Below are 15,716 nucleotides of genomic sequence, written 5' to 3' on the forward strand. Positions count from 1 at the left end.
GCGTCCGGTCCCGCACGGCGGGTGCACCGGCGGCCGGTCCGGCTACAGGGCGCCCTTGCGGGTGAGGTGGGTGAAGGTCAGCCAGCCCGGCAGCACCGGCAGCCACAGCGTCAGCAGCCGGAACAGCAGCACGGCCGGGGTCGCGACCTCCTTCGGCACCCCGAAGGCGATCAGCGCGGCGATCAGCGCCGCCTCCACCGCGCCCAGCCCGCCCGGCGTCGGCGCCGCCGACCCCAGCGCGTTCGCGGTGAGGAACACGACCGCGAGGTTGGCGTAGCTCGTCTCGTGACCGAAGGCCCGCACACAGGCGTCCAGGCACATCACGAACGCCAGCGTGAGCATCAGCATGCCGAGCACGCCCGCCAGCAGCTTCTGCGGCCGCTGCACCACGTCGAGCATCCGGGGGACCACCCCCGCGAAGAGCGACCGCACCCGGTCGGAGACGAACCGCCGCAGCGCGGGCACCGCCGTGACGATCAGCACCAGTACGGCCGCCGTCAGCAGCCCGGCGATGACCGTGCGGGACGGCGAGAGGGTGGGGCCCTGCTCGGTGCCCGTGATGTACCCGAAGAGGAGCAGCAGCAGGACGTGACTGCCCAGCCCGAACAGCTGGGAGGCGCCCACACTCGCCACCGCGTGCCCCGGCCGCACCCCCGAGCGCTGGAGATAGCGCGCGTTCAGCGCCACACCGCCGATCGCGGCGGGCGCCACGAGCTTCACGAACGAGGCCGCCACCTGCGCCGCGACGGTACGGGGGAAGGGCACCTTCTCCGGGACGAAACCGAGCAGCGAGACCGCGGCGAACACGTACGTCATGCAGGAGAACGCCAGCGCCCCGCCGACCCACGCCCAGTTCGCCTTCCCGATCACCTGGTCGAACTGGACCTGGCTCAGCTGGGTCAGCAGGAAGTACGCCGCCAGCGTGCCCGCGATAAAACTGACCAGCGTCCGCGGGCGGATGCGCTCCAGCCGGGCGGGCTCTATCGGCGCCTGCGGCCGGATCAGCAGCACCTGCCCGCGGATCTGCGCCAGCAGATCCTCCTCCCGCGCGTCCTCCAGCGCCTCGTCGATCGCCTTCTTCTCGGCGTGCTTCGTCCGCAGCGAACGGCGCACACCTTGGACCGCGTGCCCCTCCGCGTCCACGGAGCGCTCCGCGTACACCGGCTCGGTACCCGCCGGGTCACCGTCGTGCCGGGCCGCCGCCTCCTTCGCCTCCTTGTTCGCCCGCGACGCCTCCAGCACCGCCTCGCGCTCCCGCTGGGCCCGCTCCTTGGACAGCCGCCGCAGGGTGTGCCGGGTGCTGCGGCTCAGCGCGATCGGCTGGAGCAGCGGCAGGCTGTCCGCGACCGCGTCCGGCCCCAGCACGTCCACCGCCGCCGAGACCGCGCGCTCCGCGCCCACCCGCAGGCCGAACGTGGTGAGCAGCTGCGCGATGTCCATCCGCAGCACCACGTCGCCCGCGGCGATCTCCCCGCCGCGCAGGTCGGTCAGCAGCACCGCTCCGGTGTGGTCCACCAGCAGCGCGTCCCCGACCAGCCGCCGGTGCGCGATCCGCCGCGACTGGAGCGCCCTGACCTGGTGCCAGGAGGTGCGCATCAGCTCGTCGGTGATCTCGTCGTCCGGGAGCGCGTCCAGGCTGCGGCCACCCCGGTACTCGTAGACCAGCATCACCGCGTCCGGGCCCAGCTCCGAGGTGGCGATCAGCCGGGGCGCGTTAGCGCCCGCCGCGATCGCCGCGTACGCCAGCAGCGCCTCCTGCTCCAGCGCCTGCCGCAGCGACTGGAGACTCCGCCGCTGGGTGATCCCGCGCAGCGCCAGCTGGCGCCAGACCCGGTAGAAGAAGCCGTGCGCCTGCTGCTCCCGGTCGACGACGGTGACCTCCAGCGGGGGCCCGTCCTCCAGCGTCACCCGGTAGCGGCGGCCCCGGTCGTTGTGGTCCCGCGCCTCCTGCTCGGGCGGGTCCTCCACGCGCAGCGCGCTGACCGGCCGGAAGCCGACCCGCCGCAGCCCGGCCAGGAGCGTCTGCCCGGTGGGCCGGACGTTCGGGGTGCCCACCGCGTACAGCGTCCCGTAGGCCACGGTCCAGCCGATCAGCATCGTGACGATGATCGAGAAGGCGGTGGTGTAGTCCGAGATCAGCACCGCGAAGGCGTTGAGCAGCAGCACCGCCCACAGCAGCACCCGCCAGTGCGGGCGGCGGGCCATGCCCACCGCCGTCATGTAGGCGATGACCGGCGCGAGATAGCTGTGCACCGGGGTGGTCGCGCCCGAGTCGCTCGCGGTGACCAGGGCCTCCCGCACCGAGTCCGGGGCCGCCCGCGCCACCCACAGGTCGGTGGCGAGTGCCGCGCCGTGCGCCAGCACCGCCGCCAGAACGCCGTCCGCGATGCGCAGCCCGTCCCGTTTGATCAGCCGCTCGATGGCGAACGCCACCGGTACCAGCAGTACCGCGATCGAGGAGCCGAGCCCGGCCAGCTTGACGAGGAGGGTGGGCGCCTGGCGGGCGCCCTTGTCGATGTCCTCCTCCAGCCCGGCCGTCGTCCCGTGCGCGTAGTTCGCGATGATCAGCACCGCGGCGATGGCCAGCAGGCCCAGACCCATGCGCAGCAGGTCCGACGGGCGGTGCACCCGCGCGGAGAGCAGCGGCTCGTCGCTCTCCACCCGTTCGACGGGGGAGTCGCCGTCGAGCGCCACCTCCCGCTCGGGCCCCGCCGCGCCCCCGGAGCCCTCAGCGCGGACGTCCCCGGGGCCCTCAGCGGCCACCGGGCCCCCGGAACGCGCCGCGCCTCCGGAACCGGCGGGGGCGGCCTCCCCGGAGGGCTGTCCGGCGGTGTCCGGCGCGCCGCCGTTCCCGGACGCGGGACCGGCGGGGGCCGCGGACGTGTCGGCAGCGCCGGGAGCGGCCGGGCGCGCCCCGTCGGGAGCCCGCGTACCCTGCCGCTGCTCGGATTCCTGCTCGTCCTGGTCTCGTATCACTCGTCACCGCCGGGAAGATGGTGGCACGAGGGGTCCACGTACGGGGACATGAGGGGGCGGAACGCCCGGGTGCCCCCGGCCGCGGTACGCGCACCGGATGCGGCAGCATGGCGGCGCGCGGTGCACCACGGACCGCCCAGGGCGGCCGGAACCCGGCCCGGGGACGGCACCGGGATCCGGCGGAGGCGTCCGGAGCGTCGTGCCCGGGGGGAGCGGAGCGGCCGACCGGCGGAGCGGCCGGAGCCCCCCGGCGACCTCCGGGACCGCCGAGCCCGGCGGAACCAGCACGAACCGCGGGGCCGACAAGCCCAGCGGGATCCACGAGCCCCGCCGGGCCGACGAGACCCACAGGACCCACAGGACCCACAGGAGCAGCGAAGGTGACAGAACCCACCGGTGACCCCCGGCAGTCCCCGGAACCAGCCGTTCCGCCCGAACTCCCGGAGTACGCCGAACGCGTGCTGGACCTCGCCGAGCGCATCCCGCCCGGCCGGGTCCTCACCTACGGGGACGTCGCCGCCTGGCTCCGCGAGGAGGACCACGACCACGGCACCACCCCCCGCGGCGGCCCCCGCCAGGTGGGACGCGTCATGGCGCTCTACGGCGGCGCGGCACCCTGGTGGCGGGTGATCCGCGCGAACGGGACGCTGCTGCCCGGCCTGGAACTGCGGGCCCTGGACCACTACCGGGAGGAGGGCACCCCGCTGCGCGCCACCGGCCCGGCCACCCAGGGACACCTCCCCCGCGTCGACCTGCGCGGGGCCCGCTGGGACCCGTCCGGCGACGCACCGCAATGACCGACGGCCGCTCACAGCATCCACCTTCCGCCACGGCCCGGGCCGGGATGAACCGGACCGGGCGTTGGGAGTAACCGGAGTGACCCGACCCTCCCACCCCGCTCCCCGACGCCCTCCCACCGGACCCCAGCGGGGGCCCTGTGCCCCGTGCGCCGGCTGGCGTAGCGTCTGTACCTCCCGGCACAGACCTTCCTGTAGGCGATGCACGTGAGTTCCCCCTTGCCCTCCGCGGCGCACCAGCCGCCCACCACCGTGGGCCCCGGCGCGTACCGGCTGGTGCGCGGTCGCCCGGGGCCGGTCGATCTCCCTGCCATGGACGCAGCACAACGCACTGTGGTTGACCACGCGAAAGGCCCTCTTCTCGTGCTGGCCGGACCGGGAACCGGCAAGACCACGACCCTCGTCGAGGCCGTCGCCCGCAGGGTCCACGCCGGCGTCGACCCCGAACGGATCCTGGTCCTCACCTTCAGCCGGAAGGCGGCCGTCGCGCTACGCGACGGGATGGCCGCCCGGCTGGCGGCGGACGGCACCCCACCGGAGTGTGCCGCCGGACGGTGGCCGGGAGAACCGGCACGGCCGGAACGGCCGGATCCCGACGCCCCACCCGGCCCGCGGCCCCCCGCCCCCGCCGTCGCGCGCGCTCCGCAGGCCACCACCTTCCACGCCTACTGCTACGCGCTGCTCCGCGCCCAGCGGGACGCCGACCCCCTCGCCGACCCCGTCCGCCTGCTCACCGGCCCCGAGCAGGACCTCTACATCCGCGAACTCCTCGAAGGCCAGATAGACCTCGAACACGCGGGCCGCGACCGCGTCCGCTGGCCCGACGAACTCCGCGCCTGCCTCACCACCCGCGGCTTCGCCGACGAGGTCCGCGCGGTACTCGCCCGCTGCCGCGAGATCGGCCTCAGCCCGGAGGCGCTCGGCGACTTCGCGCGCCGCACCCGCCGCCCCGACTGGGGCGCCGCCGCCGACTTCCTCGCCGAGTACCTCGACGTGCTCGACGCACACGGCGTGCTCGACTACGCCGAACTGGTACACCGCGCCGTCCTCCACGTCGAGCGCGACGAGGTCGCCACCCGCCTCCGGCAGTCCTACGACGCCGTCTACGTCGACGAGTACCAGGACACCGACCCCGCCCAGGTGCGGCTGCTGCACGCCCTCGCCGGGAACGGCGGCACCCTCGTCGCCTTCGGCGACCCCGACCAGTCGATCTACACCTTCCGGGGAGCCGACGTGAACGGCATCCTCACCTTCCCGGACACCTTCCGGCAGCCCACCGGCGAGCCCGCGCCCGTCACCGTGCTGCGCACCAACCGCCGCTCCGCCGCCGCGCTGCTCACCGCCACCCGCGAACTCACCCGCCGCATGCCACTCACCCGCCTCCCCGCCGAAGCGGTCCGCGCCCACCGCGCGCTGCGCCCGGAACGGGACGGCGGCCGGGTGGAGGTGCTCACCAGCCCCACCGTCGGAGGTGAACTCGACACCGTCGCCGACCTGTTGCGCCGGGCCCACCTCGAAGAGGGCGTCCCGTGGAGGGAGATGGCCGTCCTGGTACGGGCCGGCGGCCGCAGCATCCCGTCCGTCCGCCGCGCCCTCACCACCGCCGGAGTCCCCCTCGACACCGACGGGGACGAGGTGCCGCTGCGCCTCGAACCCGCCGTGGCCCCCCTGCTCAGCGCGCTCCGCGCGGCCGCCCACGGCGCGCTGGCCGACAGCGCCCGGTCCGCCACACCGGCCACCGCCCCCGGTCCGGCGGCGAACCAGGACACCGACGAGCCACCGGACCCCGGCGCGGGCACCCGCCCGGTTCCAGCCACGGCCGAGAGCGCGGAGCCGGACGGCGTCCCCAGCGTCCCCGAGGCCCCCGGCACGTCCGACACCCCCGGCGCGGGCGACGGGGGCGACCCGGCAGGGGAGACCGGACCGAGCCCGGCGGCGGGCGCCGGGCTGGACACCGAGACGGCGCTGGCCCTGCTCTCCTCCCCACTAGGCGGGATGGACGCCGCCGACCTGCGGCGACTCGGCCGGGCCCTGCGCGAGGAGGAACGCGCCGCGGGCGCCCGCGTCCCCCGCCCCTCCGGAGACCTGCTCGCCGAGGCGCTCGCCGAACCCGAACGGCTCGTCGCCCACGACCCCTCGTACGCGCGCGGAGCGCAGCGACTCGGCCAGCTTCTGCGCAAGGCCCGCGAGGGACTCGCGGGCGGCGGCACCGCCGAGGAGGCCCTGTGGCAGCTGTGGGACGGCACCCCGTGGCCCGCCCGGCTGGAGCGGGCCGCGCTGCGCGGCGGCGCCGCGGGCCGCAACGCCGACCGCGACCTCGACGCGGTCTGCGCGCTCTTCGCCGCCGCCGCCCGCGCCGAGGCCCGGGTCGGCGGCCGGGGCGCGCTGAACTTCCTGGCGGACGTCGAGGCACAGGACATCGCGGCCGACACCCTCGCGGGACGCGCCGTCCGGCCGGACGCCGTCCGGCTGATGACGGCACACCGCGCCAAGGGCCTGGAATGGCGGCTCGTCGTGGTCACCGGGGTGCAGGAGGGCCTCTGGCCCGACCTGCGCCGCCGGGGCTCGCTGCTGGAAGCCGACCGCATCGGCCGGGACGGCCTCGCCGAACCCCTGCCCACCGGCGCCCTGCTGACCGAGGAACGCCGCCTGTTCTACGTCGCCGCGACCCGCGCCCGCGAACGTCTGGTCGTCACCGCCGTACGCGCCCCCGCCGACGACGGCGACCAGCCCTCCCGCTTCCTCGACGAACTCGGAGTGGAACCGCGCGCCGTGCAGAGCCGCCCCCGCCGCCCCCTGTCGGTGGCCGCGCTCGTCGCGGAACTCCGCGCCACCACCGTCGACCCCGACGCCTCGCCCGCCCTGCGGGACGCCGCGGCCCAGCGGCTCGCCCGGCTCGCCGCCCTCCGCGACGACGAGGGCCACGCCCTGGTACCCGCCGCGCACCCGGACCGCTGGTGGGGCCTGCTGGAACCCACCCGGTCCGCCGTACCCCTACGCGACCCACGGGAGCCCGTCGCGCTCTCCGGCAGCGCCCTCGACCAGCTCGTCAACGTCTGCTCCCTCCAGTGGTTCCTCGGCCGCGAGGTGCAGGCGGACCGGCCCGCCACCGCCGCGCAGGGCTTCGGCAACGTGCTGCACGTCCTGGCCGACGAGGTCGCCGTGGGAGGAACCCCGGCCGACCTGCCCGTCCTGATGGAGCGGCTGGACTCCGTCTGGGACGGGCTCGCCTTCGACGCCCCCTGGAAGTCCCGGCAGGAGAAGGAACAGGCCCGCGCGGCACTAGAACGGTTCCTGCGCTGGCACGTCCAGGAACGCGACGCCGGACGCGCCCCGGTCGGCAGCGAGCACGGCTTCGACGTCACGCTGGACGCCGGACCGTACGCGGTGCGCGTCCGCGGCAGCATGGACCGCGTCGAGGGCGACGGCGACGGCCGGGCCTACGTCGTGGACTTCAAGACCGGCCGCGGCAAACCCACCCGTGGCGAGGTCGAGCGCCACCCCCAGCTCGCCGTCTACCAGCTCGCCGTCCGCGAGGGAGCCGCCGACGACCTCTTCGACGGACAGCGGCCCGTGCCCGGCGGCGCCGAACTCGTCCACCTGCGGCTCGGCGCCGCCCAGCGCGACGGCGGCGACGCGCTCCCCACCGTCCAGCGGCAGGACCCACCCCCCACACCCGAACCCGCCGGGACGGACGAGGGGCCCACCACGGCGGAGCGCGACACGGACCCCCCGGAAGACTGGGTGAGCACCCTGCTGGCCACGGCCGCCGGACGGGTACTGGAGGAGCGGTTCACCCCCAGCCCCGGCACCCACTGCGCGCACTGCGCCTTCCGCGGCTCCTGCTCCGCGCTGCCCGAAGGACGCCACACCGTCGAGTGACGCGCCACCCGGCCCGGCACCGCCGCCCCCGGCCCGCCAGGGGAGGGGCGAGCGCGGTGTCCGCGCCAGGCGTTACCGTTCCCCGAGTGGCCGCACACCTCACCGACCCCCGGCAGCTCAGAGAGCTGCTCGGCATCCCCTTCACCCCCGAGCAGCTCGCCTGCGCCGCCGCCCCACGCGGCCCCCAGGCGATCGTCGCCGGAGCGGGCTCGGGAAAGACGACCGTGATGGCCGCCCGCGTCGTCTGGCTCGTCGGCACCGGAGAGGTCCCCCCAGAACAGGTCCTCGGCCTCACCTTCACCAACAAGGCCGCCGGCGAACTCACCGACCGCGTACGGAAAGCCCTGGCCCGCGCCGGAGTCACCGCCACCGAACCCACCCCCCCACCACCCGGCGGCCACCCCGCGGAACAGGCCCAGGGCGAACCGGCCATCTCCACCTACCACGCCTTCGCCGGACGCCTGCTCAGCGAACACGGACTGCGCATCGGCGTCGAACCCACCTCCCGCCTCCTCGCCGACGCCTCCCGCTTCCAGCTCGCCGCCTCCGTCACCGGCTCCGCGACCGGCCCCTTCGAAGCCCTCACAAGCAGCGTCGCCGCCCTCGTCGAGGACGTCCTCGCACTCGACGCCGAACTCGCCGAACACCTCGTCACCCCCGACGCGCTCCGCGCCCACGACACCGCCCTCCACGAGAGCCTGCGACACGCCCGCCTCAGCAACGCCCAGCTGCGCCGCGTCCCCACCACCGTCCTCGGCCGCGCCGAACTCCTCACCCTCGTCGAGGAGTACCGCGCCCGGAAACGCGAGCGCGACCTCCTCGACTTCGCCGACCAGATCGCGCTGGCCGCCACCCTCGCCCGCGACGTACCGGAGGTCGGCCGGATCCTCCGCGCCCAGTACCCCGTCGTCCTCCTCGACGAGTACCAGGACACCTCCGTCGCCCAACGCGTCCTGCTCGCCGGGCTCTTCGGACACGGCACCGGCCACACCGTCACCGCCGTCGGCGACCCCTGCCAGGCCATCTACGGCTGGCGCGGCGCCTCCGTCGCCAACCTCGACGACTTCCCCCACCACTTCCCCCAGGCCGACGGCGACCCCGCCCCCCGCCGCGCGCTCAGCGAGAACCGGCGCAGCGGAGGCCGCCTCCTCCACCTCGCCAACACCCTCGCCGAGGACCTGCGCAACCGCCACGAGGGCGTCGAAGCGCTCCGCCCCGCCCCCGGCGCCGAACACGACGGACGCGTTCGCTGCGCCCTCCTCGACACCCACCGCGAGGAACTCGACTGGCTCGCCGACTCCCTCGCCCACCTCGTCCACACCGGCACACCCCCCGGCGAGATCGCCGTGCTGTGCCGCGGCGCCACCGACTTCCCCGCGATCCAGGCCGCGCTCGTCGCCCGGGACCTCCCCGTCGAGGTCGTCGGAGTCTCCGGACTGCTCCACCTCCCGGAGATAGCCGACCTCGTCGCCACCTGCCAGGTCCTCCAGGACCCCACCGCCAACGCCGCCCTCGTCCGGCTGCTCACCGGACCCCGCTGGCGCGTCGGCCCCCGAGACCTCGCCCTCCTCGGGCGGCGCGCGCGACTCCTCGTCCGCCACCAGCACGACCCCCACGGCGACGACCCCGACCGGCGGCTCACCGCCGCCGTCGAAGGCGTCGACCCCGCCGAGATCAGCTCCCTCGCCGACGCCCTCGACACCTTCCTGGAAACCGACGGACACGAGGACGACCTGCCGTTCTCCCCCGAGGCGCGGCGCCGCTTCGCCCGCCTCGCCGCCGAGATACGCGAACTGCGCCGTTCGCTGAGCGACCCGCTGATGGACGTCCTGCACCGCGTCCTCTCCGTCACCGGGCTGGAGGTGGAACTGGCCGCCTCACCACGAGCCCTCGCCGCCCGCCGCCGCGAGACCCTCGGCACCTTCCTGGACACCGCCGCCCGCTTCGCCGCCACCGACGCCGACGCCACCCTCCTCGCGTTCCTCGCCTTCCTGCGCGCCGCCGAACGCTACGACAAGGGCCTCGACAGCTCCCTGCCCGGCGGAGACGACACCATCAAGGTCCTCACCGCCCACAAGGCCAAGGGCCTGGAGTGGGACGTGGTCGCGGTACCCGGACTCGTCGCCAAGCAGTTCCCCAGCGAACAGGCCCGCGAGTCCTGGCTCAGCCAGCCGAAGGTCCTCCCGCACCCCCTCCGGGGCGACGCCGCCACCCTGCCCCCGGCGCCCGACTGGACCTCGCCCGGCCTCACCGCGTACGACACCGCGCTCCGCGCGCACCAGGCCACCGAGGAACTCCGCCTGGGCTACGTCACCTTCACCCGCCCCCGCACCCTCCTCCTCGGCTCCGGCCACTGGTGGGGCCCCAGCCAGAAGAAGCCGCGCGGCCCCTCCACGTTCCTGGACGCCCTGCGGAACCACTGCGCCCAGCACCCCGCGTACGGCGAGGTCGAACACTGGGCGGAACCCCCCGAGAAGGACGCCGCCAACCCCGCGCTGACGACCGCCCGCGCGGAACACGCCTGGCCCCTCCCGCTCGACCCCGACGCCCTCGACCGCCGCCGCGCCGCCGCCGCACGCACCCGGCGGCACCTGGCACACCCACCCGCGCCCCCCACCCCCGACACCACCCCCGACACCACCCCCGACACCACCCCCGACACCACCCTCAGCGACGCGGCCGCCCCGCACGAGACGCCCGAGGCCGCCGAACCGGAACCGCCCGGCACCCCCGACGGCCCACCCCCGCCCGAGAACCAGCTCACGCCCGAGGAGCGGCGCCTCACCGCCTCCTGGGACAACGACCTCGACGCGCTCACCGAGGAACTGCGCCGCTCCCGGGCCACCGTCCGCGACGTACCCCTGCCCGCGACCCTCACCGCCACCCAGCTGATGCGCATGGCCGAGGACCCGGACGCCTTCGCCCGCGAACTCGCCCGCCCCATGCCCCGCCCACCGCGACCCGAGTCCGCACGCCGCGGCAGCCGGTTCCACAGCTGGGTGGAAGCCCGGTTCGAGGAACTGCGGCTCCCCCTGCTCATCCCCGAACCCCCGGGCCCCGACGAGGACACCCGGCACACCGACCCCGAGACGGCCCCCGGACCCGACCCGCTGGACACCAACACTCCCCCCGTCACCACCCCCACCACCCCCACGACCACCGCCGCCCCGGACGGCACCCCCGGCACGGACGGCGGCGGCGTCACCGACGAGCTGGCCGAACTGAAGGCCGCCTTCGAACGCACCCCCTACGCCCACCGCGCCCCCCTCCGCGTCGAAGCGCCCTTCCAGCTCCACCTCGCCGGACGCGTCGTCCGCGGCCGTATCGACGCCGTGTACCGCACCGAGACCGACGGCCCCACCCGCTACGAGGTCGTCGACTGGAAGACCGGCCGCAGCGGCCGCGTCGACCCGCTCCAGCTCGCCATCTACCGCCTCGCCTGGGCCGAACAGCGCGGCGTCCCCCTCACCGCCGTCCGCGCCGTCTTCCTGCACGTCCGCGAGGGCCGCCTGGAGGAACCAGCCGAACTACCCGACCGCGCCGCCCTCGAAGCGCTGCTCCTGGGCCACTGACCGCGGCACACCCCCCGCCCGTGGCCCGATAGGCTTTCCTCCCATGAGCACCACCGTGGTAGCGCCGGACAACGCCGTCCGGGCCTACGTCGCCGAGCACCGATCCGCCTTCCTCGAAGACCTCTCCGCCTGGCTGCGCATCCCGTCCGTCTCCATCGACCCGGAACGCGCCCCCGACGTACGCCGCAGCGCCGACTGGCTCGCCGCCACCCTGCGCGACACCGGCTTCCCCACCACCGAGGTCTGGGAGACCGACGGCGCCCCCGCCGTCTTCGCCGAATGGCCCGCCGACGACCCCGCGGCCCCCACCGTGCTCATCTACGGCCACCACGACGTGCAGCCCGCCGCCCCCGCCGACGGCTGGCACACCGACCCCTTCGAACCCACCCTCCGCGACGGACGCCTGTACGCGCGCGGCGCCGCCGACGACAAGGGACAGGTCCTCTTCCACACCCTCGGCCTGCGCGCCCACCTCGCCACCACCGGCCGCGGCCGCCCCGCCACCCACCTCAAACTGCTCATCGAGGGCGAGGAGGAAGCGGGCTCCCCCCACTTCCCCGCACTGCTGCGCCACCACGCCGACCGCCTCGCCTGCGACGCCGTCATCGTCTCGGACACCGGAATGTGGGGCCCCGACACCCCCACCGTCTGCACCGGAATGCGCGGCCTCGTCGAGTGCGAGATCCAGCTGCACGGCCCCGACCAGGACATACACTCCGGCTCCTTCGGCGGCGCGGTGCCCAACCCGGCCACCGAGGCCGCCCGCCTCGCCGCCGCCCTGCACGACGCGGACCATCGCGTCACCCTCCCGGGGTTCTACGACGACGTCGTCGAGCTGACCCCCGAAGAACGGACTCTCCTGGCCGGACTCCCCTTCGACGAGGACGCCTGGCTGCGCGGCGCGCACTCGCACGCCACCCACGGAGAGCGCGGCCACACCACCCTGGAACGCGTGTGGGCTCGCCCCACCGCCGAGGTCAACGGCATCGCCAGCGGCTACCAGGGCCCCGGTGGGAAAACCATCATCCCCGCCAGCGCCCTGCTGAAGCTCTCCTTCCGCACCGTCGCCGGCCAGGACGCCGCCCGCATCGAACAGTCCCTGCGCGACTGGACGGCGCGTACCCTGCCACCCGGCATCCGGCACCGGATCACCTTCTCCGGCTCCACCCGCCCCTGCCTGACCCCGCTCGACCACCCCGCGCTGCGCGCCCTCGCGGGCTCCATGGGGCGCGCCTTCGAACAGCCCGTTCGCTACACCCGGGAGGGCGGCTCCGGTCCCGCGGCCGACCTGCGGGACGCCCTCGACGCCCCGGTCCTGTTCCTCGGAGTGTCCATCCCGTCCGACGGCTGGCACGCGCCCAACGAGAAGGTGGAGCCCGACCTGCTGATGAAGGGCGCCGAGACCGCCGCCTACCTCTGGGAGGAACTCGCCCGCGAGTGGCCCCGACGCCACAACTGACCGGAAACCCGCCACCAACGAGCAGCCCGTGCCCCGCACTTCCGACGGGGCTCCGACATCGGGGGGAGCAGGAGAACGACGTGACGACCACGCCTGACCGAACGAGCGCGCCGGACTGCCCGATCACGCTGACCGGCACCGGCGGCATCGACCGCGCGGCGAACCAGCGGCTCGACGAAGCCTGGCTGGCGGCGGCCTGGAGCCACCCGACCACGCGGGTCTTCGTGGTCTCCGAGGGCAAGGCCCTCATCGAGGACACCGGCGACGGACGGACCGAGCTGGTGATGATGCCCTCCTTCGAGGCACCGATCACCGAAGCCCACCGCTACTTCCTCGGCGTCGACGACGACGGGGTGCGCTACTTCGCGCTCCAGAAGGACAGCCTGCCCGGCCGGATGGACGACGTGGCGCGCCCCGCCGGACTCCGCGAGGCCGGGGTGCTGCTCTCCGAACGGGACTGCGAACTGCTCACCCACGCCATCGGCCTGGAGAACTGGCAACGCACCCACCGCTTCTGCTCCCGCTGCGGCGAACGCACGGTGATCGCCGCCGCCGGACACGTCCGCCGCTGCCCGCCCTGCGGGGCCGAGCACTACCCGCGCACCGACCCCGCCGTGATCATGCTGGTCACCGACGACCAGGACCGGGCCCTCCTCGGCCGCCAGGTGCACTGGCCCGAGGGCCGGTTCTCCACCCTCGCGGGGTTCGTCGAGCCCGGCGAGTCCCTGGAGGCGGCCGTGGTGCGCGAGGTCGCCGAGGAAGCCGGAGTGACAGTCGGCTCGGTCGACTACGTCGGCAGCCAGCCCTGGCCCTTCCCCTCCAGCCTGATGCTGGGATTCATGGCGCACGCCACCTCCCCCCGGATCCAGGTGGACGGCGACGAGATCGAGGACGCCCGCTGGTTCTCCCGCGAGGACCTCCGCCTCGCCATCAACTCCGGCGAGGTGCTGCCCCCTTCGGGTATCTCCATCGCCTCGCGGCTCGTCGAGCGGTGGTACGGCGCCCCGCTGCCCGACCCGCGCTCCTGACCCGCCGACCGTCTCCCGGCCCGGACCCGCCCAGGCTGGGCCGGGCCCCTCACCGCCACACGCCGGGCCCGTGATCCCGCCCCCTCCTCGCGGCCTCGCTTGGGGCCTCTCCTCGTGGGGTCCGCCCGGGCCGGGCCCGCGGTCCCCGGGGTGCGGAAGACCCGGCGTCCGGGCCTCAGCGCCCCGGCGGCGAAGCCCCCACGACAGCGGAAAGCCCCCGCACGGCCACCGAAGGCCGCGCGGGGGCGGTGTCCCGGGCTCGCCTCAGACCGCGAGCGCCTGCTTGACCTGTGCGAGGCTCGGGTTGGTCAGCACCACCTCGTCACCCCCGCCGGACGGCACCACCCGCAGCGTCGGGACGGTTTTGGGTTTTGCCTCCATCGTTTCTCCAGGTCATGCGGCTAGTGCTACCTCAGCCCCCGAGAGGAAATCCGAGATGGACACCGCCTCAGCGGGCGGGTTGCCGAAGCCCACCTGGGCGACCTGGAACGGTGCGGCCGGGAAGTTCTCCCCGTACTCGAACCTCACCCCAGAGGGGCCAGCGAAGACCTTCACCCCCCACGTGAGCAGCTTCTCTCGCCGTTCCTCTCGGGTGGAGGAGTCCCACCACTCCGCGTAGGTCTGGCCGGTCTCCACCCACTGTTCCCGTGGCCTGGCCGCAGGCTGGCTGGTGATCGCTTCCCGCTCCGTAGCCACCTTGGCCATGTGCTGGCCGTACTCGGCAGCGGTCAGCTTGCCTGCCTGGAGTTCCTTGGTGAGCTGTTCAAGCTGGGCGTCCAACACGGCCACCTGTACGGCCCTGGAGTCGTCCTGAACGGTCCGACGCTCCCGGACTGGCAGAGAGCCAAGCTGGAGTTTGAGCGTGGCTCCTATGAGTTCGTACAGTTCCTCAGCCATGAAGCTGTGGCCGGGGCACGGCTTGCGTCCCTTGGGCTTGCTTCCCTGGCACCGGATGCGGGGGCGCTTGTTGTTCTTCTTCCCGCCCTTGGCCCAGTAGAGCGGGTGCTCATAGTCGGAGCCGTCGCAGAACAGGATGCCGCGCACCGGGGAGGTCTCGGACGGACCCTTGGTGTACTTCACCAGGGTCACAACCTCTTGGAGAGCCAGCCATTCCGAGTCGGTCAGCACGGGCTCAGAGCGCATGACGGGCGTGCCGTCCTCGTTTCGTACGACTGTGCCGTCTGCCCGTACGTACTCGCCCAACAGGCTCCGGGAAGTGAGTACGGCCTGAACACTGGTCGGGTTCCACTTGGTGCCCCGTGCCTTGGCCTTCTCCTCGTTGAGCCGGGTAGTGGACTCGCCCTTGGCTGCACGCATACGAGCAATGTCCTGGACTGTGGGAACGCCACCGGTGTTCAGCCAGTCAGCAACGACGGAGAACGACTTGCACGCCATGAACAGCCGGATCATTTCCAGCAACACCGGCCCATACTCGGGGCAGATGGCCAGCGTGTAGCCGTCGCCATCCTTGGCCGCCACACGACCGAACGGGACGAGCCCACCAGGCCAACGGCCAGCCTTCCGCATAGCCTCACGAGAGGCCCGGACACGGCTCTTGATGATGTTCAGTTCAATCTCAGCGACCACAGCCAGGATCTTGGCGACGGCCTGGCCCATTTCGCTGGTGAGATCAAAGCTCTGTTCAACACAGATCAGAGACTTCCCGTGCTTGGTGCACCAGTCGATGATGTCGCACAGGTCCCGAACCGATCGAACTATTCGGTCCATGCTCTTCACATAGAGAACATCGAATTGGTCTCGCCTGTTGTTTAGCCAGTCTCCGAGCGAGGGACGGAGCCAGGGAGAGAGGGAGGCGGACACGTCGATGTCCACTGCCCATCCCACGAGTTCCAGGCTGTCAGCGTCCACACGCTTGCCTATGAGTTTCTTTTGAGTGTCGTCTCCGGTCTGGCCCGTGTTGGCCACGGAGAGGCGCACCACGCCCAATGCTCGGTTCAACATGCCTATCGGTCTAACTCCCCTTCTTTTCGTGGATTCGCAG

At 73.9% G+C, this 15,716-nt stretch carries 7 protein-coding genes and 1 pseudogene; 5 read left to right on the plus strand and 3 right to left on the minus strand.

The annotated features are described in order from the left end of the window. Window positions 1–42 precede the first annotated feature (42 nt). A complete protein-coding gene (locus E0L36_RS11250) occupies window positions 43–2,976 on the minus strand; it encodes a lysylphosphatidylglycerol synthase transmembrane domain-containing protein (RefSeq protein WP_180928887.1) in 2,934 nt (977 codons plus the stop codon). Window positions 2,977–3,356: 380 nt separating this feature from the next. On the opposite strand from E0L36_RS11250, the gene E0L36_RS11255 reads away from it, so the two are divergent. The 5 genes from E0L36_RS11255 to nudC all read left to right on the plus strand — a co-directional run bounded on the left by E0L36_RS11255 (window position 3,357) and on the right by nudC (window position 13,714). Next, the gene (locus E0L36_RS11255) at window positions 3,357–3,773 is read left to right on the plus strand and encodes an MGMT family protein (protein WP_180928888.1); all 417 of its coding nucleotides are present in this window, start codon (window positions 3,357–3,359) and stop codon (window positions 3,771–3,773) included. 201 nt (window positions 3,774–3,974) lie between these two features. Then, on the plus strand, window positions 3,975–7,655 hold the full coding sequence (locus E0L36_RS11260) for an ATP-dependent helicase (RefSeq protein ID WP_374705523.1): 3,681 nt from the start codon (window positions 3,975–3,977) through the stop codon (window positions 7,653–7,655). An 86-nt stretch (window positions 7,656–7,741) separates the two neighbouring features. Beyond that, window positions 7,742–11,227: an ATP-dependent DNA helicase gene (locus tag E0L36_RS11265; protein WP_180928890.1), complete on the plus strand. Its 3,486-nt coding sequence runs from the start codon at window positions 7,742–7,744 to the stop codon at window positions 11,225–11,227. Between the two features lie 43 nt (window positions 11,228–11,270). Next, window positions 11,271–12,686, plus strand: a complete 1,416-nt coding sequence (locus tag E0L36_RS11270) for a M20/M25/M40 family metallo-hydrolase (protein ID WP_180928891.1) — start codon at window positions 11,271–11,273, stop codon at window positions 12,684–12,686. A gap of 80 nt (window positions 12,687–12,766) precedes the next feature. Then, entirely contained in the window at window positions 12,767–13,714 is a 948-nt protein-coding gene (gene nudC / locus E0L36_RS11275; protein WP_180928892.1) for an NAD(+) diphosphatase, read from the plus strand. A 264-nt stretch (window positions 13,715–13,978) separates the two neighbouring features. Here nudC and E0L36_RS11280 read toward each other — a convergent pair. Both E0L36_RS11280 and E0L36_RS11285 read right to left on the minus strand, forming a co-directional pair. After that, window positions 13,979–14,080: pseudogene (locus E0L36_RS11280) on the minus strand (NrdH-redoxin); the annotation flags it as partial. Between the two features lie 27 nt (window positions 14,081–14,107). Further along, window positions 14,108–15,676: a recombinase family protein gene (locus tag E0L36_RS11285; protein WP_180928893.1), complete on the minus strand. Its 1,569-nt coding sequence runs from the start codon at window positions 15,674–15,676 to the stop codon at window positions 14,108–14,110. Window positions 15,677–15,716 lie beyond the last annotated feature (40 nt).

Source organism: Streptomyces sp. AJS327 (assembly GCF_013450295.1).
In the GTDB taxonomy this organism is placed as follows: Bacteria; Actinomycetota; Actinomycetes; order Streptomycetales; family Streptomycetaceae; genus Streptomyces.